Raw genomic sequence first — 25,182 nt, 5'->3', positions numbered from 1 at the left:
ATTTTAATAGATAGGAGGAGCTGTATGCGCCAGCCACTGGGTGAAATATTGACCATGACGGATATCGATCAAATTACAGATAAAATCAGTGCTTTTTTAAAAAAGCCAGTCGTAATTGAGAGTGATCAGTTTTCCTTGCTGTCCTATAGCTCGTATTATATCGATCAGTTTGATCAGGCAAATCAACAAACAATCTTTACGAAGCGGTGGACACCTAGCATTCTAGAAAAATTTATGGATGAAGGAATCGTTGAACAGTTAAAAAGCATACCTGAGCCCTTTCGTGTGAAGAGATTAAAAAGTATTGGTCTTAATCAACGAGTGGTTGTCAGTGCGAAATTTAAAGACAGAATTTTCGGGTATATTTGGGTCCAAGAAATAGATAATCTACTATCAGATCATGAGCTTGAATTTTTGCATGAGGTGTCTTTTCATATTGGAAAGCTTATTTATCAAAAGAGCGAATTAAAACATAAATATGACGAAGAAATCGATCAATTTTATAAAAATGTAATCGAGAACACCTATCAAACAGAAAATCAAATAAAATGGGAAGCTGCGGATAGGAAAGTGATTCTTCCGGAGGCTTTTCTTATGATTGTTTTTACGGTGGCACAGTACGATAAGAATGTCTTTGATGAACTTAGAGAAAAAGTGAGGTTATTTGCAAACGCTATCAACGAACCGACTCATCTCCTTACTGATCAACTGAATATCGTTGTCATCATCGGGAGCACCTCTTCAGATCCACGACCATTGTCAGAGAGTGCTAATGAATTGACAAACACAGTTTTAAGCCAGTTTAGAAGCCAAACGGTTTTTGCTGGAATTGGCAATCTATATACTTCTATCCTTCAGCTCAGTAAAAGCTACGCAGAAGCACAGGAAGTGATTGCTGCTGCAAAATTCATTGGGTCACCAACCCAACAGGTTTACGAGTTTAAGAAACTGGGTATTTTCCGTTATTTAGACACAATCTATCGACAACAAAGTGAGACAAATTATGAAAATGCGGATATTCAGATCCTACAAAAGAAAGATCTTGAAAGCCAAACGAATTTACTGGAAACCTTAGAAATTTACTTATTAAACAATGGCCGCCTGAAGCCGACAGCCGATCAGCTATTCATTCACATCAATACATTAAAATATCGGCTTAACCAAATCACCGACCTAACAGAGATTGATTTCGATGATTTTAATATGAGATGCCAGCTGTATATTGATTTACAGCTTAAAAAGCTGACAGGTTCCGCCCAAGCTTTGTCGAAAGAACGTTGACGATTTTTCTGAAAGTGACTTAAACCAATCTCGTGTTTGAGCGTAATTTGCTTTGACGATATGGGTACCCTATACTATAATTATACTGTTATGGACTAAATTTTGAGGTGAAGACCGTGTTCGATCGTTTAGAGGCTGTTGAAGCTCGTTATGAAAAATTAAATCAATTATTAAGTGATCCAGATATCGTCAGTGACACAACTAAACTACGTGAATATTCAAAAGAACAATCTGATATACAAGAAACTGTTGAGAAATATAGAGAGTACAAAGAGGTTAAGGAACAATTAACCGATGCAAAAGCAATGCTTGAAGAGAAGCTTGATGCAGAGATGCGTGAGATGGTGAAGGAAGAAATTAACGAACTTGAAGACCAGATGGAGGAACTTGAGGAGCGTCTTCACGTCTTATTATTGCCTAAGGACCCGAATGATGACAAAAACGTTATAATGGAGATTCGCGGTGCTGCAGGTGGAGATGAGGCTGCGCTATTTGCTGGTGACCTTTACCGTATGTATAGCCGTTTCGCTGAGCACCAAGGCTGGAAGATTGAGGTTATGGATACGAACTCAACAGGTGTTGGTGGATTTAAAGAAATTATTTTTATGATTAACGGAAAAGGTGCATTTTCTAAATTGAAATTTGAAAATGGTGCCCATCGTGTGCAACGTGTTCCTGAAACAGAATCAGGCGGACGCATCCATACATCAACTGCGACTGTTGCAGTATTACCTGAAGCAGAAGAGGTTGAAGTCGAAATTCATGAAAAAGACATTCGTGTTGATACATTTGCTTCTAGTGGACCTGGGGGACAAAGTGTTAATACGACAATGTCAGCAGTTCGTTTAACGCATTTGCCAACTGGAACTGTAGTTTCCATTCAGGATGAGAAATCCCAAATCAAAAACAAGGAAAAAGCAATGAAGGTATTACGCGCGCGCGTTTATGACAAGTTCCAACAGGAAGCGCAAGCGGAATACGATCAAAACCGTAAACAAGCAGTAGGTACAGGGGACCGTTCAGAACGGATCCGTACGTACAATTTCCCGCAAAACCGTGTAACCGATCACCGTATTGGCTTAACCATTCAAAAGCTGGATCAAATTCTAACTGGAAAGCTTGATGAAGTCATCGATGCTTTAATCATGGAAGACCAAGCAAGAAAAATGGAGCAAGCCGAATAATGGCAGCATTTCATAAAATATTCGAAGCCCTCAAATGGGCTTCTTCTTTTTTACGGGAAAACGGTCGGGACGAGAATATTGGGGAAATCTTGTTGTGTCATTATTTAGGAATGAGCCGTGCTCAGCTGTTTGCTGAACTGCGGGAAGAACTGGATCTTGAGGTTAAAGAAGAGTTTGTGGCAGCTGTTCATGAGGTAGTTAGCGGGATACCGGTTCAACACATTATCGGCTATGAGGAGTTTTATGGGCGCAGGTTTTTGGTAAATAAGGAAGTCTTGATCCCAAGACCTGAGACGGAAGAGTTGGTTCAAGGGTTACTTGCGAGGATTAAGCGATTATTTGATGGGGTTGACGTAAATAAGGTTGTAGATGTTGGAACAGGTAGTGGAGCAATATCGATTACACTTGCTCTTGAAAATCAGCAACTTGATGTAATGACAGTCGATATCGCCAAGGCTTCGATTGATGTAGCGAAGGAAAATGCTGATCGGTTAGGAGCTAATGTTAGGTTCTTTGAAGGAGATTTATTAGGACCGTTAATGGACGATGGAATTAAGGTTGATGTGGTCGTTTCGAATCCACCTTATATACCAGAAGAAGACATTGCAACTTTATCGACGGTTGTGAAGGATCATGAACCACTCCGGGCATTGGTTGGCGGTCAGGATGGATTAGATTTTTATCGTCGGTTTATGAAGGAAATTCCCGTTGTGTTGAATGAAAAAGGAATCGTTGCCTTTGAAGTAGGGGTTGGACAGGGAGAAGCAGTTGCCTCCATGCTAGCCGACACATTCCCTGGGGCAAAAGTTGAAGTCGTTAACGATATTAACGGAAAAGACCGAATGGTATTTGCGGAAATAGGGTTCTAGAAAAGGCTTGGGGAGAATATCCCCAGGCCCTTTTTTATAACATAGACTAAGATTGCGCGATACCACTTTAATAGTTCCTCTTCCAAGAAACAAAATAGGTAACAATCTGAACTAACGGACAAAGCAACAATAAGATTATGGGGTAGTATGGTACTGAATCTGAGATGAAGGGATATAGAAAGAATAGGCTGATGATGACTGGGAATGAATACCACATACTAATGTAGGCAGCCCGGCAAGCTTTTCCGGTGAGCTCTTTTTCACGCTCGTCTCCTTCTTCAAATTCGAGTGGCAATAGAAATGCACTTTTCAAAGATTTGCGTTTCTTTTTTAGATTCGGAAGCGCAATGGCTGTATAAATGGCTCCCACTACGATTGCTATAAAAGCAGGCAGCATGTTAATTTCGATTATCCAAGGTGGTTCCTGATTTGTTTTTACGATGTTGGCAAAGGCTAAATGCGCATAATACATCGATGAAAAGGCCCAGCCCATGAGTCCAAGTGAAATAACCGTATACAAGACATTCCGAAAAATACTCATCTTTCCTCATCCTCCAAATAAAAAATTTCTTCAATAGGCAAGTTAAACGTATGTGCGATGTTCATTGCGAGTAGTAGTGAAGGGACATAGCTACCTTTTTCAAGTGCAACGATCGTTTGCCTTGTTACATTGACCTTTTCCGCAAGGGCGCCTTGTGTTAGGCTATGCTTTGCGCGGAGCTCCTTCACCCGATTCTTAATCTCCATTTACAATATCCTCCAATTGTTTCTACCTAAATTGTAAAGTAAACCTTACATTTTGTAAAGTAAACTTTACATTTATTTTTTACCCACAAGAGGTGGGTCACATAGACGATGCATTTTTAGTCTTTGATTCTAAACTCAAAAAGATAGTTTAATAGATTTTTAAAATTTAGTAGTTTATGATTTTGTTTTTTTGGCAAGAATGGTTTGTGAAGGGATGGTGCTAGAGAGTGAGTAAACAAATTGCGATTGTATCATTTATATTTTTAATGTTAATTGGGGCGAATAGCCATTTATTTATAAAAGAAACGAGTGCGCAAGCGGCGCAAGTAATTCCGGATGAGGCGATTCGGCTTCGCATTCTGGCTAACAGTGATTCCGATAAAGACCAAGCGTTAAAGCGCAAGGTGCGAGATGAAGTGAATGCGGAAATTACGGAATGGGTTGCAGAGTTAACTTCAATTGAAGCGGCAAGAGAGCTCATTCAAGAGAGACTGCCAGAAATCGAGAAAATCGTTGCTAGAGTTTTAGAAGAGGAAAATAGCAATCAATCCTATACAGTTGATTACGGACGCAATGTTCAATTTCCAACCAAGCTTTACGGTCAATTCCTATATCCAGCTGGTGAGTATGAAGCGATTCTAATTTCATTAGGTGAAGCTGAAGGGGCAAACTGGTGGTGCGTGTTGTTTCCGCCATTATGTTTCTTAGACTTTTCAACAGGTGACGCAATTGATGCATCTGATGAGGAAGGTAAAGATGTAGCAATCGAGCAAGAAGAAGAGAAGGAAACTAAGAATGATAAGAAAGAAAAGAAGGATAAGGAAGAAAATGAAGAGGAAGAAGTAGAGGTTAAATTTTTCTTGGTTGAATTTTTTACATCACTTTTTAGTTAAAAATCTAGCATTTGGTTCTATTTTGGCAGATGCCTCATAGAGTAGTTACTAGGATAACGTTATTCAGCAGAATTCCATTCGGCTGAATAACGTTAAGCCTCCGGCGGATGCCACGATTTTTCAAGTGAAACTTTTCGAGCAGTAAGGTCGAAGACTAAAGACGCCACATCCTGTGGCAACGTCTTCATGACCCACATCGTGTGGGCCTAAAAATCGGGCGCAAATACGCCAAGGCGCATTTGATCTAAAGATGGGGTGGGGAAAATGAAACAAATTAGAACGGCAAATGAAGAGGATATAAAGAAGGTTACAGCATTTTTGGGACAAGCTGAAGTGAGTGTGGATGGAATCGAATCGATTATTGACCACTTTATATTATTGGAGGATGCAGAACAGAACATCCTTGCAACTTTAGGGATTGAAAGAATTGAACAAGATGGACTGCTACGGTCACTCGTTATTTCTCCAGGTGTGGACCAAACGAATTTATTAACTTTATTTAAAAGTGCCATTTCACTTGCAAAGCATAAGGAATTAAATCGATTATTTTTAGCGACAAATAAGCAAGCTTCGATTCAATTTTTCACAATGCTTGGCTTTGGGCAAGTTGGAGTGGGTGAGCTTCCGGACCATATTAAAGGATCAAGTCATATCTCACAACTTTTTGAAAAAACAGATCCGATGTTCATGGTTTCGCAAATTGAAAAATAAATATAGTATTCAAGCCCCTGCCTGTGGATGGAATGTTCACAAGTGGGGGTTTTTTATTTTGATTTTGTGGATAATGTGGATAATCCTTGTTGTTAATATACGGATAAATGTGATAGTCTATGGAACGTGATGAAAAAATATGGGTTGTGGATGAATTATTTCCTCTGATTGGGAAATGGGCAAAGTTGGTTATATCCACAAAACTATCCACATTTTTGGATAAATTGTCCACAAAATGTGGATAACACTTGTTTTCAACCCCTTTAAAACCTATACTTTTTTATATTGCAATAATTAAAAAACAACATTATTAAAGGATTTTCATATAGGAGTTGCGTTACATGGAAACAAAACAATGGCTTGTGGATAAATATCAGCAAAATTTAGAATCTTATCCACAAATAAAAGAAGCGGCAAGTCTCCTTCAAAAAAATGAAGTGGTCGCATTCCCAACAGAAACAGTATATGGGCTTGGAGCAAATGCTTTATCTGATGAGGCTGTTGGGAAAATTTACGAGGCAAAAGGGCGTCCGAGCGATAATCCACTGATTGTCCACATCTCCACAATCGGACAGTTACATAAAATTGTACAGGAAATCCCAGAGAAGGCCGAGCGTTTAATTGAAAAGTTTTGGCCAGGTCCGTTGACACTTGTTTTAAAACGAAAGGAAAATGCGGTATCTCAAAAGGTAACAGCGGGGCTTGAAACGGTAGCGGTTCGCATGCCTAGTCATCCGGTTGCATTGGCATTGATTGAAGCATCAGGTCTCCCACTTGCAGCACCGAGTGCAAATACTTCCGGTAAGCCAAGTCCGACAATGGCGAAGCATGTGGCTGAGGATCTGACTGGAAAAATTGCGGGAATTCTTGATGGCGGGGCAACTGGTGTTGGGCTTGAATCAACGGTTCTAGACTGCACGGGTGAAGTGCCTGTGATTTTACGTCCAGGTGGTGTGACTAAGGAACAGCTTGAGGCTGTATGTGGTGTTGTCGAAGTCGATAAGGCAATTTTAACAGAAGGCGAAGCACCGAAATCGCCTGGAATGAAATATAAACATTATGCACCGACTGCGCCACTAACAATTGTGAATGGCCGGGTGGAATTCATTCAGTCGCTCGTAAAAGAAAAACAAAACGAAGGCTTGAAGGTTGGCGTTCTCACAACAACAGAGCGTGAAAGCATGTATAAGGCTGATAAAATTATTGCTTGTGGCTCACGTGAGGATTTGGAGTCTGTGGCAAACAGACTTTATGATGTGTTGCGCTTATTTGACGAAAGTGGAGTCGATGTTATTTTTAGTGAGAGCTTTCCAAGTGAGGGCATTGGCCAAGCGATTATGAACCGGTTAACGAAGGCTGCAGGCCATAAATTAATAACAGAATAAAATTGGGAATTCCTTCTTCTAATTCTTTTTGTACATGCATATGTTGAAATAGGCACGTCCAAGGAGGTAGAAGATGGATATAACAGCATTTCTCGGAGAACTTATAACCTTATTTATTATGGCGATTGCATTAGGAATGGACGCATTTTCTGTTGGTCTTGGAATGGGATTAATCCGATTAAGACTAAAGCAAATCTTTTCAATCGGAATAACCATCGGTCTGTTTCATATGTGGATGCCTTTGGCAGGCATAATGATTGGACACTTTTTATCAGATACATTTGGAGCGATTGCAACCTATTTAGGCGGCGGATTGCTCTTATTTTTAGGTTTACAAATGATTATTTCTTCCTTCAAGGACGATGATCAGCAGCGCATGATTACACCAGTTGGATTTGGGTTGTTTATTTTTGCATTGAGTGTGAGCTTAGATAGTTTTTCTGTTGGCCTTTCGCTAGGAATATACGGTGCAAAGACAGTCATGGTTATTCTCATGTTCGGAGTCGTCAGTATGGTTCTTTCGTGGGTCGGCCTTCTTTTGGGTCGAAAGGTCCAGAACTGGCTAGGTACATACAGTGAAGTCTTAGGTGGCAGCATCCTCCTCGTCTTTGGTGTAAAACTACTATTTCCATTATAAAAAATATATTACAAAACTGTGAGTACGGAACGAAAATCCGTACTCTTTTTTAATATTGGCTATGCCTTTCATGCGAATCTCGATTATAATGGTACTATATCGAATTTTGTCTAAAGATACAGGTCGAAAGTAGCGTAAGGCGAGCGAGAAAAGGGTGATGAATTAAATGATACACGTTTTATTTGTTTGCACAGGGAATACATGTAGAAGTCCGATGGCTGAGGCAATTTTACGAAAAAGGTGCGGGGAAAACATAGAGGTCAAATCGGCAGGAATATTTGCTGGTGAAGGAACTCCTGCATCGCCGAATACCGCTCAGGTGTTACAGGAAAAGGGAATGGAATGTCAGCACTCTTCGTCATTATTAACACAAGACCTTATTGAGTGGGCAACCTGTATTTTAACGATGACCAGTCATCATAAACAGGCAATCCTTTACAGTTTCCCGCAAAGCGGGGACAAGGTGTTTACATTAAAAGAATATGTGGACGGCAGTGGGGATGTTTCTGACCCTTTCGGAGGACCGATTGAGATATATAGAGAAACCTACGCGGAACTTGAACCGTTAATTGAACAAGTGCTTTCTAAATTAAAATAGATAGATTCAGGGGGAGAATCGGTTGGAGAAAAGACACTATAAATTTGGTCTGAGGTTAAAATTGGTACTATTTACAACCATTTTAGCGGTTGTGACGTATTCAACATCGGCGTTATTTATTTACTTTGTGTATCCTTTCATTCAAGAAATGGTGAGTCAACAAGTCTTTGTGATTGGCACATTAGCGTTAGGAATTATCTGGTCTGGGATTCTTGCCTTTTTTGCGGCATCCTTCATCACAAAGCCACTTCAAAGGCTTGAACAGGTGGCCATTCATGCTGCAAATGGTGATATTCGGGAGGATGTTCCTGTTTCAAAATCAGATGACGAGATTCGCAGCTTAAGTCTTGCTTTTAATAAAATGCTACATAATCTACGTGAAATGGTTCAAAAAATCGAAGGAAACTTTGAAAATACAAATGAAAAAGTGATTGAGATAACAAAGGCATCTAGTCTTGCTTCTGAACAGGCGGAAAATATTAATCGCACCATTTCTGAGATTTCCAGAGGGGCTGATAGCTCTGCGATATCGATTCAAGAGACAGCTGAATCAGTGGAGGATGTCATCCAAATAGCAGAAGAGGTTCAACAAAACGCGAAAACCTCACAAAATTTGTCAGTTGAAATGGTTGATACATTAAATGACAGTAAAGAAGTTGTGCATTCGCTCGTTTCGGGAATTAATAAGCTTGTTGAGAACAATCAAACCTCGCTTGAGGCAGTTAATCGATTAGAGACGAATGCGAAGGAAGTTGAGCATATTATTTCACTTGTTGGCGATATTGCCGGCCAAACAAACCTGCTTGCATTGAATGCTTCCATTGAAGCAGCTCGTGCAGGTGAGCATGGAAAAGGCTTTGCGGTTGTGGCGGAAGAAGTGAGGAAGCTTGCGGACGAGAGCTCAAAAGCAGTTCAAGGCATTTCCGAGTTGATTAAAAATATCCAGCAAGAGGTCCGAAATGTGGTCGTACAGATTTCCGAACAAGTGGCAGTTGCAAACGAAGAAGCGAAAAAAGGAACGATCACAAATGAGGCAATTGCTGAAATGACAACCTCTGTCCATGAGGTAGCAGATGCAGTGAAGCAAATTGCTGCTCTAGTTGAAAAACAAATGGATCGTATTCAAGCGACATCGTTGCAATCACAAGAAGTAGCGGCGATTGCAGAAGAAACGTCTGCTGGTGCACAGGAAGTTAGTGCTGCAACCCAGCACCAAACAAGTGTAATTTGTGAAGTGGATCAATTAGCTCAGGAGCTTGCTAACCAAGCGAGTCAATTAAAGCAAACCATTCAACGATTTACGTTATAAAACTCTCCAGAAAAAAGCTCCCGTTTTGGTTCGGGAGTTCTTTTTTAGGTATAATAAGGGTAAAGTTATGTCTTAGGGCTGATTACTAGCCAAGGCGCATTTGATTATAGGGGGATTTACAATGAAAGTTGCAATTGCTTCAGACCATGGTGGTTTAGTATTACGTGAAGAAATCAAAAAATTATTGGATGAACTTAAGATTGAATACGATGATTTTGGATGCGAGTGCTCAACCTCTGTTGACTATCCAGATTATGCCCTACCGGTTGCGAAAAAAGTAGCAAACGGCGAATATGATCGTGGGATTTTAATTTGCGGAACTGGTATCGGAATGAGTATTGCTGCGAATAAGGTTCATGGCATCCGTTGCGCACTTTGCCATGATGTGTTTAGTGCAAAGGCAACTCGCGAGCATAATAACAGCAACATTCTGGCAATGGGTGAGCGTGTTATCGGTCCAGGGCTTGCTCTTGAAATTGCAAAAACATGGCTAACTACTGAGTTCTCAGGTGGTCGTCATGAAAACAGAATCAATAAAATCACTGAATACGAAAACAGCATTGAGCAATAAAAGATGTTACGCCTGAGGAGATGTGAAATCAGGCGTATTTGATTTCGGTAAGGAGGTTTTGGGAATGGTTGCAGACCTTGAATTGTGGGGAAGACAGCTTCGAACGATTCTTTCAGAGTTTGTGGAAAAGGCATCGTTGAAAAAAGGCGAACTACTCATTGTCGGTTGCAGTACAAGTGAGGTCATCGGTGAACGCATCGGAACGGCGGGATCAGAGGAAGTAGCGAAAATGATTTTTGGTGAATTGGATTCCCTTCGAAAAGATGTAGGTATTGAGCTTGCGTTTCAGTGCTGTGAGCATTTAAACCGTGCATTGGTTGTTGAGCGTGAAACGGCATTACATAAAAATTATGAGCAAGTAACGGTCGTTCCAGTCCGAACAGCAGGTGGTGCGATGGCAACCTATGCATACGGACAGTTTAACGATCCGGTTGTGGTTGAATTTATAAAGGCTGAAGCGGGAATTGATATCGGCGACACCTTCATCGGTATGCATCTAAAGCATGTCGCAGTGCCGATTCGAAGTTCGGTAAAAGAGATTGGTGGGGCTCACGTTACAATGGCCAAAGCTAGACCAAAACTTATTGGTGGCGAACGAGCTGTCTATCCTGATAAAAAAGAAAACAAGAAGTGCTAGAAGAGCTACGAGGAGCCAAGGACCAAGGGGGCGGTTCTTGTGGTTCCTTTTTTTATTGGACAAAAATTTAATTTTTAAGTGTATCAATTTAACAGTTGGCACGTCCCCCCCTTACCGAAGCTGAAAAGAAAAAGGTGGAGAAGGATGAGAAAGAGAATTAGGAAGTGAAGGTAATCGGATGGAAAGAGTTAAAAGACAACTTATTATGAATAATCTCCACAAATTATCATCTCCCCATGTTGTTTCATGCCTGAAATATTCTCCAATAGAACCGTCCCTCTTGTTCTACAATAAATGAACAATTTCTAATAAAAATAGTAAAATGTTCGTGTTTTATAAAAAGTCTCCAAATTTATTAAGTAACCCCAAAAACCAATAATGGTACCGTTCCAACAGCCCAAACCTCCATTTTAAAGTGGTCTCAAACTAAAACTAAAGAAAAACTTAATCTTCCTACTACCGAATAAAAGTGTTACAATGGTAAAGTATTTTTCAAATTTACGGAATAATTCATACATCGAATAAAAGGAGGATTCCAAATGAAACATTTATCGGAGCAAGATCAACAAGTATTTCGTGCAATACAAGATGAACTACAAAGACAGCGTACTAAAATTGAACTGATTGCATCTGAAAACTTTGTAAGTGAAGCAGTCATGGAAGCCCAAGGTTCTGTATTAACAAATAAATATGCAGAAGGGTATCCTGGCCGTCGTTACTATGGTGGTTGTGAGCATGTGGATGTTGTGGAGAACATTGCAAGAGATCGTGCGAAGGAAATCTTCGGCGCTGAGCACGCAAATGTGCAGCCACACTCTGGAGCTCAAGCAAATATGGCTGTATACTTTACGATCCTAGAGCAGGGTGACACTGTACTTGGGATGAATCTTTCCCATGGTGGACATTTAACACATGGTAGTCCGGTAAACTTCAGTGGAATTCAATATAATTTCGTGGAGTACGGAGTCGATCCTGAAACACATCAAATCAATTACGACGATGTACGTGAAAAAGCACTTCAACATAAGCCAAAGTTGATTGTTGCGGGTGCGAGTGCTTATCCACGTGCAATTGATTTTAAAAAGTTTAGAGAAATCGCAGACGAAGTGGGAGCATACTTAATGGTCGACATGGCTCACATTGCAGGTTTAGTGGCTACAGGTATTCACGAAAACCCAGTTCCATATGCCGATTTCGTAACGACAACTACACATAAAACACTACGTGGTCCACGTGGTGGTATGATTCTTTGTAAAGAAGAATTCGCGAAGAAAATCGATAAGTCCATCTTCCCTGGAATCCAAGGTGGTCCATTAATGCATGTAATTGCTGCTAAAGCAGTCGCATTCGGGGAAGCACTAACAGATGAATTCAAGCAATATACTAAAAATATCGTAGCCAATGCGGCTAGACTAGCTGAGTCCTTACAAAAAGAAGGCTTAGATCTAGTATCTGGCGGAACTGATAATCACTTATTACTAGTTGATGTTCGTTCATTAGGTTTAACTGGTAAAGTGGCTGAAAAGGTTCTTGACGATATCGGCATCACAGTGAATAAAAACACAATTCCATTCGATCCAGAAAGCCCATTTGTAACAAGTGGTGTCCGTATCGGTACAGCTGCTGTAACAAGCAGAGGCTTTGGTTTAGAGGACATGGATGAAATTGCATCAATCATCGCTTTTGCATTAAAAAATTCAGAAGACGAAGCGAAGTTAGCTGAAGCAAGCGAGCGTGTTGAAGCATTAACTAGCAAGTTCGTACTTTATAAAGAGTATTAAGATGTAGGAAGGCAGGACTCCGATTTTATTAGGGGTCCTGCCTTTTTTGGTTTAAACGTCCCCAACTGCTTTTGTCCGATATAATGGAATAACTGTCCGATAAAACATTAGGAATGTCCGATATATTAAATATTCAAAATCATATCCCGCAATATACCCCGAAAACCTTTATATCCACTGCCTTCCGCAGTCAAAAAAGCGCCTGGACCTTAAGCCCAAGCGCAATCTCAAATTACTGTTTATTTTTCGGAATTCTTCCTGCCTTTTTTGCTGCTTCTCTTAATAAAAACTCAATATGGCTATTGACACTACGGAAATCATCTGCGGCCCATTTTTGTAAAATTTCATAGAGGTCAGGGTCCAGTCGTAATGGAAAACTCTTTTTTTTAGACATGTTTGCCACTCATTAATAGAGAGTTCCTGCATTAATGACAGGTTGAGTAGATTTTTCAGAGACGATTGCGACTAGTAGGTTATTTACCATTTGAACCTTTCGCTCATCATCAAGGTCAACGGTCTTATCCTGCTCAAGCTGTTTGATTGCCATTTGAGCCATTCCCACTGCACCTTCAACGATTTTTTGACGAGCCGCAATAATGGCAGTGGCTTGTTGACGCTGAAGCATCGCTTGGGCGATTTCGGTTGAATAAGCAAGGTGAGTGAGACGGGCTTCAAGAACCTGGACCCCTGCTACTTTTAAACGTTCCTGTAGCTCGGCAGCTAATTCATTCGAGATTTCCTCAGAATTTCCGCGCAATGTGAGTTCGACATTTTCAAATGTGTCATAAGGATAGCGGGTTGCAACATGGCGAATCGCTGTCTCACTTTGAATTTCAACGAATTCTTCATAATGGTCAACATCAAATACGGCCTTTGCAGAATCAACTACCTTATACACAATTACCGCTGCAATTTCAATTGGATTTCCCTCGACGTCGTTTACTTTAAGCTTTTTACTATTAAAGTTGTTTACACGTAGGGACACTGTCCGGCGAAGAGATAATGGTACAGTTAAAAACATTCCACTGTCGCGAATTGTTCCTAAATATTTACCAAAGAAGATCACAACGCCTGCTTTGTTAGGTTGAATGATTGTGATACCAGAAGCCAAAATCACTGCAAGAGCGACAAATAGAACACCAAACACAACCTTTGTGTTAATCAGCATCATGACACCTAAGGCGATGAATACAGCAATGACAAGTACGCCTAAAAACCCATTAATCTTCCATACTTGGTTTTCCTTCATGCGATCAACCTCATTTCAATTCGATATTTATCTTATACTAAAATGATATCACTTTTGTATAAAATTGTAAATGAATTAACTGAACATTTTTAAATTTTACTTTCTGTGTATTTTTGAGTTTCGTCTTGAACATGCCTTATTTTTTCTGTAAAATTTATTGAAGTGTTAAAAATGCAGTTCGTGGTGTTATTTTTGCATCTGATGGAAAATCTAAAAGAAGCATACTTAAAAAAGGAGAGATGAACGATGGGGAAAGTGTACGTTTTTGATCACCCACTAATTCAGCACAAGCTTACATACATACGCGATAAAAACACAGGTACAAAGGAATTCCGTGAATTGGTAGATGAAGTAGCGAGCCTAATGGCGTTTGAAATTACTCGTGATATGTCGCTTGAGGACTTAGAGGTAGAAACTCCTGTTGCTAAGGCGAGTTCAAAAGTTTTATCTGGGAAAAAGATTGGGATTGTGCCAATTCTTCGTGCTGGTCTAGGCATGGTGGACGGAATTTTAAACTTGATCCCTGCTGCCAAGGTTGGCCATGTTGGGCTATATCGTGATCCTGAAACACTACAGCCAGTAGAGTATTATTTTAAAATGCCTTCTGATATTAAAGAGCGTGAATTCATCGTCGTGGACCCGATGCTTGCTACAGGTGGTTCAGCGGTTGAAGCAATCAACGCGATGAAAAAACGGGGCGCGACAAATATTAAGTTTATGTGTCTTGTTGCTGCACCGGAGGGTGTTGAAGCAATGAAAAATGCCCATCCAGATGTAGATATCTATATTGCGGCACTTGATGAGAAGCTAAACGACCATGGCTATATTGTTCCAGGTCTTGGTGACGCGGGAGACCGATTATTCGGAACGAAATAATCAGAAATGCGGAGGCGCCTTGCCCAGATACGGAAAAACTGGCCGACTAAGTTCATCACGTCCTGTGCGTCAAGACTTCGACGAAGAGGCACTCTTTGCCAGTTGAAGTTTTCAATTTTCTAGGCGCTGCATCTAGACAAAATATTAATATTCGACCACCTTTTGAGAAATGCTATCTCAAAGAGGTGGTTTTTTTGTGAGAATCTTACTTGCGATTTGTATGTGTACGATCTTGCTATTTTCAAGCAATCCTGCCCATGCACACCGTTTTCCGAACAGGCCGCCACTGCCTAAAGTGGATATGAATGAAATCGTGCATGAAATTATCATTGCAGACAAAAATCAAATTCAATCATTAATAGAGAGAACAAAGACAAACTATTCCTCCATCAAAATTAACCACATTTACAAGCATGTGTTTCCGGGTTTTTCAGTAACAGGGGTAAGACATGATATTCAAAAATTAAAAACGGAATTTGGGATTCAACAAAGTTTCCCGGTGGCTACCTATCAAGCTTTTGTTGGTGAGAGTGTGCCATTTATTGGTGGGGATGAGATTCGCAGTCATTTTGATAAAAAGGATCATCGCTTAACTGGTAAGGGCGTCAAGGTTGGGGTAATCGATACAGGCGTGGATTACACACATCCGGACCTTAGGCGAAATTATAAAGGTGGCTATGATCTCGTTGATGGTGATGACGACCCAATGGAGACAAGGGGAGTGGAAGGGCGTAACACCTCGCATGGAACCCATGTTGCGGGGATTATTGCGGCGAATGGAAAAATCAAAGGGGTCGCGCCTGAGGCTGATATCGTGGGCTACCGTGCACTTGGCCCAGGGGGAATGGGTACTTCCGAACAGGTGATTGCGGCCATCGACAAAGCAATCGAGGATAAAGTCGATGTTATTAATCTTTCGCTTGGCAACACCATCAATGGACCAGACTGGCCGACAAGTCTTGCATTAGATAAAGCGACTGAAAAAGGGATTGTTGCGGTAACTTCCAGTGGAAACTCGGGGCCAAAGGTCTGGACGGTTGGTTCCCCAGGTACGTCATCAAAAGCGATATCTGTTGGCGCATCGACACCACCAATGACCTTACCTTATATAACGGTAGGGTTTGCAGAACGGAAAATACAGCTTATACCACTGCAAGGCTCAATTCCATGGAATCTACAAAGGAAAAATGAAATCATTGATGCGGGAATTGGGACAGAAAAAACATTCCCAAAGGCGAAAAACAAAATTGTCTTAATGGAACGAGGTCAAATCACATTTACAGAAAAAGCAATTCGAGCATTGGAGGCAGAAGCGATTGCAGTTTTAATCTATAACAACACGGAAGGAGGATTCTCTGGGGCACTGGATCAGGAGCTTTCAATCCCGGTTGCGTCGCTTTCAAAAGCCGACGGAAAGTGGCTTAAAAAACAAATTAAGTCACAAAACAATATTGTTAAAACTTCTTTTCAGCAAATAAAAGACACGATTGCATCATTTAGTTCACGTGGACCTGTTACACACACATGGGCAATTAAGCCTGATGTGGTAGCGCCAGGGGTCGCGATTGATAGTACGATCCCAAACGGTTATGAGGAAATGCAAGGGACAAGTATGGCGGCACCACATGTGGCTGGGGCAAGTGCGATTTTAAAACAGGCACACCCTGATTGGACACCCGAACAAATTAAAGCCGCGCTTATGAATACGGCACTCCTTTTAGAAAAAGGGGATGGAACCTTATACAAGCCATATGAACAAGGAGCAGGCAGAATCCAACTTCATGAAGCCATCCACTCGGAAACACTCATCTATCCGGGCTCATTTTCAGCTGGAATGCTATTTCATCAGGATAACCGTACTGAAAAAAGGATAAAAATAACGGTGGATAATCAGTCTAATGAAGAAAAGAAGTATTCCTTTGAAGTGCCAAAAAACATAAAAGGTATCCAATGGGACTTGCCACTTCCTTTTACTGTAAAACCGAAGCAAAAACATGTGGTCACAATCGGAATGGATATCACACCAAGTACTATTGGTGCTGGGCTACACTATGGGAATTTATTTTTAAAAGAAGGGAAAAATCGATACCATCTTCCATATATGTATGTAATCGAAGAACCTGACTATCCACGAATCATGGGCTTTCAATTTGGAAAAGGAGATAAGGAGGATGTGTTCCGGTATGAATTATATTTACCGGGTGGAGCAGATGAATATGGAATTGTTCTCTATAATCCGGATAGTTTGAGGTTTGTAGCATTTTTGGATTGGGATCGAAATGTCGCGAGAGGATTAGTAGAGAAAGAAGTAAATCGGAAAGACAGGAACCTAAGTGGTACTTTCAAGGCGGTCATATTTGTTAGAAAAGCCGGCAAAGAGGATATACTTGAAACAGAAATCTCATTTGAGGATACAATGATAGGCGGCCACTGAGAATGGCGGAACATCGACTAATTACCGCCACATCCTGTGGTGAATGTGATGTCAGCGGTGCAAGCTGCCTAAATCTAATTATGACTTTTTTGTGAACAAAAATTGAACTTTTAAATTAGTACTACCTAAATAGGACTAATGAAAATCACGATTAAAACGCGTTTTGTAAGCGGATGTGGAACCCGTAGAAATCGCTTGTGAGAAGGTGAACTTTTTCCCGACAAACAATTGACATTGATAAGTGCCTATTGTATGCTTACAAAGGGTATGGATGAGAAGGTTTTCATATAGGAATTACTTGAAAAATTAAGTATTTTCTGACATGTCACAAACCTACTTTTGACACATTAAAGTGAGGTATGCTGATGCCTAAAAATGACAAGCATCCGTTACGAGCCTATGCGCTTATGTCTGGCATTCTATCTCAGTTAGTAGGATCAATTCTAGCAGGCATTTTCCTCGGTAGATGGATTGATCAAATGCTAAATACTGAACCACTTTTTTTAATTCTTGGCCTTCTACTAGGACTAGCAGCAGGAGTCTATGCAACACTTCGGCTAGTCAATCATTTTTTCTCAGGAGATTAACTTGATATGCAGGATCTATCCATAGCGTTTACGAGATATCGTAAATACATATTCTACTTACTGGCAATCTATGTACTTGGCTGGGGATTCACTGCATATAAATCGGTCTTCCTAGGATTAATACTAGGTACACTAGGAAGTTTGTGGATTCTATTTACATTGGCTCGAAAAAACAAGCAATTTACAAAAGCTTATGAAGAGGGACGAACCGTCCGCTCACTTGGAACAATGTCCAGAATGGCAGTTGCTGGTTTAGCTGTATTGGTCGTGATGGAATATCCAGAAAAGTTTCACTTAGGCAGTATGATTATTGGATTAATGACAGCTTACTTTGTCATTATGATAGATTTCTTTTTTCAAAAACTTCAAAAATAGACTAAAGCACGTGGCTTAGGCTTGTGCTAGACAATATGGGAAGAGAGGTGAATACTGTTGGGTCACGAAGCTCCTACGTTTAAACTGTTTGGACTTTGGTTTAATGGATCTAATATGCTAATGATCACAATCGCAAGTGTGATTGTATTCATTATTGCAGTTCTTGGAACACGTACCCTTGCAATGAAGCCAACCGGTGCTCAAAACTTTATGGAATGGGTCATGGACTTTGTTCGAGGAATTATTAAAAGTTCAATGGACTGGCAAACAGGCGGACGCTTCCAAATGCTAGGGATTACGTTACTAATGTATATCCTTGTATCAAACTTTCTAGGGTTGCCGTTTGCGATCATTTTTGGACATGAATTATGGTGGAAGTCACCAACTGCTGATCCAACGATTACGTTAACACTAGCAGTTATGGTTGTTGGTTTATCGCACTACTATGGAATAAAGATGAAGGGTGCTAGAGAATACGGTAAAGATTTCTTTAAACCTATGTCATTTATGTTCCCATTAAAAATTATCGAAGAATTTGCAAACACATTAACTCTCGGACTGCGTCTATTCGGTAACATCTACGCGGGTGAAATCCTACTTGGATTAATTGCTGGTATGGCAGTGAGTAGTTTTGAAGGTGGCATTCTTGGAGGAATTCTAGGTACAATCGGAGCCTTTATTCCGATGATTGCATGGCAAGGATTTAGTATCTTTGTTGGTGCTATCCAGGCTTACATCTTTACAATGTTAACAATGGTTTATATTTCTCACAAAGTGAGTACAGACCATTAAAAATAAACCTTGTCCAAAATGAGACTTTTTGGGCAAACAAAATTAATTATTATAAAATTTTTTTATACAATTAAAGGAGGACTATTTCAATGGGTTTATTAGCAGCAGCAATTGCAATTGGTTTAGCGGCACTAGGTGCTGGTATCGGTAACGGTCTTATCGTATCTCGTACAGTTGAGGGGATTGCTCGTCAACCGGAAGCACAAGGTAAACTTCAAACTACTATGTTCATCGGGGTTGCGTTAGTTGAGGCGATTCCTATCATCGCAGTAGTTATCGCGTTCATGGTATTCGGCGCTAACGCTTAAGATGATTTCTCGAAGCTTTCCTTGAAGTTGCATCTAAGGGATTTCCTTATTTCGTAACCTAAAAAGTGAAAGCAACATTAACAAAATGGCGAAGATCATTCCAAGAGAACCTTCGCCATTCCTTTGTATTACCCTAAAAATTTTTAAATGAATTGTGCGTTTTTCGCACTTAATGATGAAATTAAGGACTTCCATTCGACCTGGAACTCGCGAAAAAGGAGGGAATATAGGTGTTAGATCTTTTTGTCTTAGGCGCAGCCGCTGGTAAATTGCCTGTTAACCTTGGGGATATTATTTTCCAATTGGTTGTATTCATCATTTTACTAGCGTTGCTAAAGAAATTTGCAGGCGGTCCACTCATGAATATCATGAAACAACGTGAACAGCATATCGCAAATGAAATTGATTCTGCAGAGCAAAACCACCAAGAAGCGAAAAAATTAGCAGAAGAACAACGTGAATTGCTCAAAAAATCACGTTCAGAAGCTGCCGAATTAATCGAAAATGCACGTAAATTAGGTGACGAGCAGAAGGAAGGAATTATCCAAGCTGCTCGCGAAGAAGCTAACCGTTTAAAGGAAGCTGCAAAGCAAGAAATTATTCAAGAAAAAGAACAAGCTGTTACAGCTTTACGTGAACAGGTTGCATCACTTTCTGTGTTAGTTGCTTCTAAGGTTATCGAAAAGGAACTTAGCCTTGCAGATCAAGAGAAGTTAATTAACGAATATATTCAAGAGGTAGGAGAAGGGCGATGAGCAAAGGAATCGTAGCAAAGCGATATGCAGTAGCTCTTTTTCAATTAGCAAGTGAACAAAATGCACTTGATCAGTACGAAGAAGAAATTTGTACAGTGAAACAAGTGTTTTCAAATAGCGATGATTTTCAATCTGTTTTAAGAAATCCAAAGCTATCAATCGATAATAAAAAAGCGATTGTTACGCAAAGCTTCCAAGGCTTTTCACAGATGACATTAAATACGTTACATTTACTTATTGACCGTCATCGTGAAGATATTATCGCTGATGTAGCGGATGAATTTATAGTACTCGCAAATGAAAAGCGCGGGATTGCCGATGCAACTGTGTACTCTGTACGTCCTTTAACAGACTCAGAGGAAGCTGGTATTTCAAGCGTATTTGCAGTCAAGGTTGGAAAATCTTCATTACGTATTCAAAACATTGTAGATCCAAGTCTGATTGGTGGCGTTAAGCTTCGAATTGGAAATCGTATATATGATGGAAGTGTAAAAGGTAAGTTGGAGCGCTTAGAGCGTCAACTTATCGCGAATAGATAGGGGTGAAATTCATGAGCATCAAAGCTGAAGAAATTAGTGCGCTGATAAAAAAGCAAATTGAAAACTATCAGTCTGAAATACAAGTGAGCGAAGTTGGTACAGTTATCAGTGTCGGTGACGGTATCGCACGTGCTCATGGCCTCGACAATGTCATGGCTGGAGAACTCGTTGAATTTTCAAACGGTGTCATGGGTATGGCACAAAACCTTGAAGAAAACAACGTTGGTATCATTATCCTTGGTCCTTTCACTGATATTCGTGAAGGTGACGAAGTACGTCGTACAGGACGTATCATGGAGGTTCCAGTTGGTGAAGCATTGATCGGCCGTGTTGTTAACTCTCTAGGACAACCAGTTGATGGTCTTGGTCCAATCGAAACTACAAAAACTCGTCCAATCGAAAGTCCAGCTCCTGGTATCATGGACCGTAAATCTGTTCATGAGCCACTACAAACTGGTATCAAAGCGATTGACGCATTAATTCCAATCGGTCGTGGTCAGCGTGAGTTGATCATTGGTGACCGTCAAACAGGTAAAACAGCTGTTGCAATCGACACAATCCTTAACCAAAAGAACGAAAATATGATTTGTATTTACGTAGCGATTGGTCAAAAGGAATCAACAGTTCGTGGTGTTGTTGAAACATTACGTAAAAACGGTGCATTAGATTACACAATCGTTGTAACTGCTTCTGCATCTCAACCAGCTCCATTGTTATTCCTAGCTCCATATGCAGGTGTAACGATGGGTGAAGAGTTCATGTACAATGGAAAGCACGTTTTAGTTATTTATGATGACTTAACTAAACAAGCTTCTGCTTACCGTGAACTTTCATTATTACTACGTCGTCCTCCAGGTCGTGAAGCATATCCAGGGGATGTATTCTACCTACACTCTCGTTTACTTGAGCGTGCTGCGAAGCTTTCTGACGCAAAAGGTGGCGGATCTATCACAGCTTTACCATTCATTGAAACACAAGCTGGTGACGTATCTGCATACATTCCAACAAACGTTATTTCGATCACTGACGGACAAATTTTCTTACAATCGGACCTTTTCTTCTCAGGTGTACGTCCTGCCGTTAACGCAGGTTTATCCGTATCACGTGTTGGGGGATCTGCGCAAATCAGTGCGATGAAGAAGGTATCAGGTACATTACGTCTTGACCTTGCTTCATACCGTGAACTAGAAGCATTCGCTCAGTTCGGTTCAGACCTTGATAAAGCAACTCAAGCAAAACTTAACCGTGGTGCACGTACAGTAGAAGTACTAAAACAAGGTCTAAACAAGCCACTAGCTGTAGAAAAGCAAGTTGCGATTCTATATGCATTAACTCGTGGATTCATTGATGATATTCCTGTAGAAGACATTTCTCGTTTCGAGGAAGAATACTACGTATGGTTAGAGCATAACCGTAAAGCTGAAATCTTTGATCACATCAAGTCAACTGGTAAGCTTCCAGAAGACGAAGTATTTGCTTCTGCGATCAACGACTTCAAAAAGACTTTTGCAGTTTCTGAATAAATAAGAAGCGGCGTGCTTTTTGTAGCTCGTCGCTTATCTGAATAAAAGCTAGGAAGACTCGGTTCCAAAGCGTTTTACGATAAATCGAGGAAAAGGTGGTGAGAACCTTTGGCATCCTTACGTGATATAAAAACGAGAATCACATCAACAAAGAAAACAAGTCAAATTACAAAAGCGATGCAGATGGTTTCGGCATCTAAATTTAGCCGTGCTGAAGCAAATGCAAAATCGTTTGTTCCATATATGGAAAAAATTCAAGAGGTCGTTGCGAATATCGCAGTAGGCAGCTCGGAAGCAAGTCATCCAATGCTACTTCACAGACCTGTAAAAAAGACTGCTTATATTGTCATCACATCTGACCGTGGATTAGCTGGTGCATATAACAGTAACGTCATTCGTGGTGCGTACCAAGCCATGCAAAAACGTCATAAAAGTACGGACGAATTCACAGTCATTGCAATCGGTCGTGTAGGCCGTGACTTCTTTGTAAAAAGAGGTATTTCCGTTAGCTTGGAAATCGCTGGTTTATCTGATCAGCCTTCTTTCGCAGAGATAAAGGATATTGCAAATGCAACTGTAAATATGTTTACGGATGGTACGTATGATGAGCTTTACATGTGGTATAACCACTTCGTAAGTGCGATTCAACACGATGTAACAGAGAAAAAGCTATTACCGTTATCGGATTTAGCTGCTAACAAAAAACAAACTTCTTATGAATTCGAACCTTCACAAGAAGATATCTTAGAGGTATTGCTACCTCAGTATGCTGAAAGTCTCATCTACGGAGCACTTTTAGACGGAAAGGCAAGTGAACACTCTGCACGTATGACTGCGATGAAAAATGCGACAGACAATGCGAAAGAGCTTATTGATTCACTTACTCTTTCATACAACCGTGCACGTCAGGCGGCAATTACGCAAGAAATTACGGAAATTGTCGGTGGAGCAGCAGCATTAGAGTAGACATTATATAACATTGATTCTATAAATGAGGCATTCAAAGTGTACGAAAGATTTTGAGTGACCGCGAAAAGTAAGTTAGGAGGGAAAACGATGACAAAAGGACGCGTTACCCAAGTTATGGGTCCTGTTGTAGACATACAGTTTGACAGCGGCCATCTTCCTGAGATTTATAACGCCCTTACGATTAAACATAGTGCGCGTAATGAAAATGAAGTTGATATCAACTTAACATTAGAAGTTGCGCTTCACCTTGGTGATGACACTGTACGTACAATTGCGATGTCATCTACTGACGGTGTAGTTCGTGGATTAGAGGTTACTGACACTGGTAAGCCAATTTCTGTACCGGTTGGAGATGTAACTCTTGGACGTGTATTTAACGTATTAGGTGAAAACATTGACCTTGATGAACCAGTGGCTGCTGATGCACGTCGTGATGCAATTCACAGAGAGGCACCAACATTCGAACAACTCACTACAGAAGTTGAAATTCTTGAAACTGGTATTAAGGTTGTAGACCTTCTTGCTCCATATATTAAAGGTGGAAAAATCGGTCTATTCGGTGGTGCGGGAGTTGGTAAAACCGTTCTTATCCAAGAGCTTATCAACAACATCGCCCAAGAACACGGTGGTATTTCCGTATTCGCAGGTGTAGGTGAGCGTACTCGTGAAGGAAACGACTTATACTATGAAATGAAAGACTCTGGAGTTATCTCAAAAACAGCGATGGTATTCGGACAAATGAACGAACCACCTGGTGCTCGTATGCGTGTAGCTCTAACTGGTCTTACAATGGCGGAATACTTCCGTGATGAGCAAGGCCAAGACGTGTTATTCTTCATCGATAACATTTTCCGATTCACACAAGCAGGTTCTGAAGTATCAGCCCTACTTGGACGTATGCCATCTGCGGTTGGTTACCAACCAACTCTAGCAACTGAGATGGGTAAATTACAAGAACGTATTACATCTACAAACGTTGGATCTGTAACGTCAATCCAAGCGATTTACGTTCCTGCCGATGACTATACGGACCCGGCTCCAGCAACAACGTTTGCTCACTTAGACGCAACAACAAACCTTGAGCGTAAGCTTTCTGAGATGGGTATTTACCCAGCGGTGGATCCATTGGCATCTACTTCTCGTGCACTATCTCCTGAAATTGTTGGAGATGAGCATTACGAAGTTGCACGTCAAGTTCAACAAACATTACAACGTTACCGTGAACTACAAGATATCATCGCAATCCTTGGTATGGATGAGTTAGGTGATGAGGATAAGTTAGTCGTACACCGTGCGCGTCGTGTCCAATTCTTCTTATCTCAAAACTTCCACGTTGCGGAACAGTTCACTGGTCAACCAGGTTCTTATGTACCAGTTAAAGAAACTGTTCGTGGATTCAAGGAAATCCTAGAAGGTAAATACGACTATCTTCCTGAAGATGCGTTCCGTCTAGTTGGTCGAATTGAAGAAGCAGTAGAAGCTGGAAAACGCATGGGTGTTGAAGCGTAATTAACGGGACCTAGGAGGGTGTTAAAATGAAGACAGTAAAAGTCAATGTCGTGACTCCTGATGGCCCAGTTTATGAAGCTGATGTGGAAATGGTAAGTGCAAAAGCTCAAAGCGGTGAGCTTGGTATTTTACCAGGACATATTCCTATGGTTGCTCCTCTTCAAGTAGGGGCAGTTAGACTTAAGAGGGGCAGCGGTACTGATCTTGTGGCTGTAAGTGGAGGCTTTCTCGAGGTTCGTCCTGACCAAGTAACTATCCTTGCCCAAGCTGCAGAAACACCTGAACATATTGATGTTCACCGTGCGGAAGAAGCGAAGCATCGTGCTGAACAACGCTTGCAGGCGAAACAAGATCATGTCGATTTTAAACGAGCAGAGCTCGCTTTAAAACGTGCCATCAATCGATTAAATGTAACACAAAACAAATACTAATTTGTTCTATAGGGAACCCCCAGAAGCCTTTTGGCTCTGGGGGTTTTTGTGTTCAAATGATGAAAACGGAAATTTCAATATCATCAATCCCATTTTTGACATAGGATTTGGATAAAGATGAAAATAGTCATAATATAATAGCGAAATATGATAAGCGACTTGTAAATAAGTGGAAAAAGCCATAACACAAACCAAGTATATGATACGACATACGGATGAAAGTGGAAAAAGC

The 25,182-nt window shown here is 40.7% G+C and carries 28 protein-coding genes and 1 pseudogene; 25 read left to right on the top strand and 4 right to left on the bottom strand.

The genetic code is table 11. The features are described from left to right. Nucleotides 1-24 precede the first annotated feature (24 nt). From V7112_RS00140 to prmC, 3 genes are all read left to right on the top strand, one after another. Nucleotides 25-1,281, top strand: a complete 1,257-nt coding sequence (locus V7112_RS00140) for a PucR family transcriptional regulator (RefSeq protein ID WP_335413600.1) — start codon at nt 25-27, stop codon at nt 1,279-1,281. Between the two features lie 116 nt (nt 1,282-1,397). After that, nucleotides 1,398-2,465, top strand: coding sequence for a peptide chain release factor 1 (gene prfA, locus V7112_RS00135; protein WP_335413598.1), 1,068 nt, complete (start codon nt 1,398-1,400; stop codon nt 2,463-2,465). Further along, nucleotides 2,465-3,334, top strand: coding sequence for a peptide chain release factor N(5)-glutamine methyltransferase (prmC, locus tag V7112_RS00130; RefSeq protein WP_335413596.1), 870 nt, complete (start codon nt 2,465-2,467; stop codon nt 3,332-3,334). Before prfA ends, prmC begins: the two co-directional genes overlap by 1 nt. Before the next feature lie 67 nt (nt 3,335-3,401). Here prmC and V7112_RS00125 read toward each other — a convergent pair whose 3' ends face one another. Both V7112_RS00125 and V7112_RS00120 read right to left on the bottom strand, forming a co-directional pair. Next, complete coding sequence (locus V7112_RS00125) at nt 3,402-3,875, bottom strand: hypothetical protein (protein ID WP_335413593.1); 474 nt, start codon at nt 3,873-3,875, stop codon at nt 3,402-3,404. Then, a complete protein-coding gene (locus V7112_RS00120; protein WP_335413591.1) occupies nt 3,872-4,081 on the bottom strand; it encodes a helix-turn-helix transcriptional regulator in 210 nt (69 codons plus the stop codon). The genes V7112_RS00125 and V7112_RS00120 overlap by 4 nt, the downstream gene beginning before the upstream one ends. 227 nt (nt 4,082-4,308) lie before the next feature. On the opposite strand from V7112_RS00120, the gene spoIIR reads away from it, so the two are divergent. From spoIIR to glyA, 10 genes and pseudogenes are all read left to right on the top strand, one after another. After that, the gene (gene spoIIR, locus V7112_RS00115) at nt 4,309-4,974 is read left to right on the top strand and encodes a stage II sporulation protein R (protein WP_335413588.1); all 666 of its coding nucleotides are present in this window, start codon (nt 4,309-4,311) and stop codon (nt 4,972-4,974) included. 264 nt (nt 4,975-5,238) lie between these two features. After that, nucleotides 5,239-5,685 carry a GNAT family N-acetyltransferase gene (locus tag V7112_RS00110; protein ID WP_335413586.1) on the top strand — a complete coding sequence of 149 codons (447 nt, stop codon included), beginning with the start codon at nt 5,239-5,241 and terminating at the stop codon, nt 5,683-5,685. A gap of 341 nt (nt 5,686-6,026) precedes the next feature. After that, nucleotides 6,027-7,070: an L-threonylcarbamoyladenylate synthase gene (locus V7112_RS00105; RefSeq protein ID WP_335413583.1), complete on the top strand. Its 1,044-nt coding sequence runs from the start codon at nt 6,027-6,029 to the stop codon at nt 7,068-7,070. 73 nt (nt 7,071-7,143) lie between these two features. Further along, the gene (locus V7112_RS00100; RefSeq protein ID WP_335413579.1) at nt 7,144-7,707 is read left to right on the top strand and encodes a manganese efflux pump MntP; all 564 of its coding nucleotides are present in this window, start codon (nt 7,144-7,146) and stop codon (nt 7,705-7,707) included. Nucleotides 7,708-7,873: 166 nt separating this feature from the next. Beyond that, nucleotides 7,874-8,305, top strand: a complete 432-nt coding sequence (locus V7112_RS00095) for a low molecular weight protein arginine phosphatase (protein ID WP_335413576.1) — start codon at nt 7,874-7,876, stop codon at nt 8,303-8,305. A 148-nt stretch (nt 8,306-8,453) separates the two neighbouring features. Next, a pseudogene (locus V7112_RS23780) lies at nt 8,454-8,675 on the top strand (HAMP domain-containing protein); the annotation flags it as partial. After that, entirely contained in the window at nt 8,667-9,614 is a 948-nt protein-coding gene (locus V7112_RS00090; RefSeq protein ID WP_438823843.1) for a methyl-accepting chemotaxis protein, read from the top strand. The pseudogene V7112_RS23780 and the gene V7112_RS00090, both read left to right, overlap by 9 nt. Nucleotides 9,615-9,735: 121 nt before the next feature. Then, entirely contained in the window at nt 9,736-10,185 is a 450-nt protein-coding gene (gene rpiB / locus V7112_RS00085) for a ribose 5-phosphate isomerase B (RefSeq protein WP_335413569.1), read from the top strand. Nucleotides 10,186-10,249: 64 nt separating this feature from the next. Then, nucleotides 10,250-10,822, top strand: a complete 573-nt coding sequence (locus V7112_RS00080; protein ID WP_335413565.1) for a TIGR01440 family protein — start codon at nt 10,250-10,252, stop codon at nt 10,820-10,822. Nucleotides 10,823-11,361: 539 nt separating this feature from the next. Further along, on the top strand, nt 11,362-12,603 hold the full coding sequence (glyA, locus tag V7112_RS00075; RefSeq protein WP_335413562.1) for a serine hydroxymethyltransferase: 1,242 nt from the start codon (nt 11,362-11,364) through the stop codon (nt 12,601-12,603). A 232-nt stretch (nt 12,604-12,835) separates the two neighbouring features. On the opposite strand, the gene V7112_RS00070 is transcribed toward glyA, so the two are convergent. Both V7112_RS00070 and V7112_RS00065 read right to left on the bottom strand, forming a co-directional pair. Continuing rightward, nucleotides 12,836-12,997, bottom strand: coding sequence for an Arc family DNA-binding protein (locus V7112_RS00070; protein WP_083497317.1), 162 nt, complete (start codon nt 12,995-12,997; stop codon nt 12,836-12,838). A gap of 12 nt (nt 12,998-13,009) precedes the next feature. Then, nucleotides 13,010-13,852, bottom strand: a complete 843-nt coding sequence (locus V7112_RS00065) for an SPFH domain-containing protein (RefSeq protein ID WP_335413557.1) — start codon at nt 13,850-13,852, stop codon at nt 13,010-13,012. Nucleotides 13,853-14,098: 246 nt separating this feature from the next. On the opposite strand from V7112_RS00065, the gene upp reads away from it, so the two are divergent. The 12 genes from upp to V7112_RS00005 all read left to right on the top strand — a co-directional run bounded on the left by upp (nt 14,099) and on the right by V7112_RS00005 (nt 24,950). Then, nucleotides 14,099-14,728 carry a uracil phosphoribosyltransferase gene (gene upp, locus V7112_RS00060; RefSeq protein WP_335413554.1) on the top strand — a complete coding sequence of 210 codons (630 nt, stop codon included), beginning with the start codon at nt 14,099-14,101 and terminating at the stop codon, nt 14,726-14,728. 196 nt (nt 14,729-14,924) lie between these two features. Beyond that, entirely contained in the window at nt 14,925-17,162 is a 2,238-nt protein-coding gene (locus tag V7112_RS00055) for a S8 family serine peptidase (RefSeq protein WP_335413551.1), read from the top strand. A gap of 365 nt (nt 17,163-17,527) precedes the next feature. After that, a complete protein-coding gene (locus tag V7112_RS00050; RefSeq protein ID WP_335413548.1) occupies nt 17,528-17,749 on the top strand; it encodes an AtpZ/AtpI family protein in 222 nt (73 codons plus the stop codon). 6 nt (nt 17,750-17,755) lie between these two features. Further along, nucleotides 17,756-18,124 carry an ATP synthase subunit I gene (locus V7112_RS00045; protein WP_335413546.1) on the top strand — a complete coding sequence of 123 codons (369 nt, stop codon included), beginning with the start codon at nt 17,756-17,758 and terminating at the stop codon, nt 18,122-18,124. 57 nt (nt 18,125-18,181) lie between these two features. Further along, entirely contained in the window at nt 18,182-18,916 is a 735-nt protein-coding gene (atpB, locus tag V7112_RS00040) for a F0F1 ATP synthase subunit A (RefSeq protein WP_335413544.1), read from the top strand. An 89-nt stretch (nt 18,917-19,005) separates the two neighbouring features. Beyond that, entirely contained in the window at nt 19,006-19,224 is a 219-nt protein-coding gene (gene atpE, locus V7112_RS00035; protein WP_116352009.1) for a F0F1 ATP synthase subunit C, read from the top strand. A 230-nt stretch (nt 19,225-19,454) separates the two neighbouring features. Beyond that, a complete protein-coding gene (gene atpF / locus V7112_RS00030) occupies nt 19,455-19,979 on the top strand; it encodes a F0F1 ATP synthase subunit B (RefSeq protein ID WP_335413542.1) in 525 nt (174 codons plus the stop codon). Beyond that, nucleotides 19,976-20,518: a F0F1 ATP synthase subunit delta gene (locus V7112_RS00025; RefSeq protein ID WP_335413540.1), complete on the top strand. Its 543-nt coding sequence runs from the start codon at nt 19,976-19,978 to the stop codon at nt 20,516-20,518. Before atpF ends, V7112_RS00025 begins: the two co-directional genes overlap by 4 nt. An 11-nt stretch (nt 20,519-20,529) precedes the next feature. Further along, on the top strand, nt 20,530-22,041 hold the full coding sequence (gene atpA, locus V7112_RS00020) for a F0F1 ATP synthase subunit alpha (RefSeq protein ID WP_335413538.1): 1,512 nt from the start codon (nt 20,530-20,532) through the stop codon (nt 22,039-22,041). A 108-nt stretch (nt 22,042-22,149) separates the two neighbouring features. Continuing rightward, nucleotides 22,150-23,007 carry a F0F1 ATP synthase subunit gamma gene (locus V7112_RS00015; RefSeq protein ID WP_335413537.1) on the top strand — a complete coding sequence of 286 codons (858 nt, stop codon included), beginning with the start codon at nt 22,150-22,152 and terminating at the stop codon, nt 23,005-23,007. Between the two features lie 90 nt (nt 23,008-23,097). After that, entirely contained in the window at nt 23,098-24,519 is a 1,422-nt protein-coding gene (gene atpD / locus V7112_RS00010) for a F0F1 ATP synthase subunit beta (RefSeq protein ID WP_335413535.1), read from the top strand. Nucleotides 24,520-24,545: 26 nt separating this feature from the next. Then, nucleotides 24,546-24,950, top strand: a complete 405-nt coding sequence (locus V7112_RS00005) for a F0F1 ATP synthase subunit epsilon (RefSeq protein WP_335413533.1) — start codon at nt 24,546-24,548, stop codon at nt 24,948-24,950. Nucleotides 24,951-25,182 lie beyond the last annotated feature (232 nt).

The sequence above is a fragment of the Bacillus sp. JJ1566 genome (genome assembly GCF_036962685.1).
Classification (GTDB): domain Bacteria; phylum Bacillota; class Bacilli; order Bacillales; family Bacillaceae_L; genus Ferdinandcohnia.
This window is presented reverse-complemented; position numbering and strand designations above follow the sequence as displayed.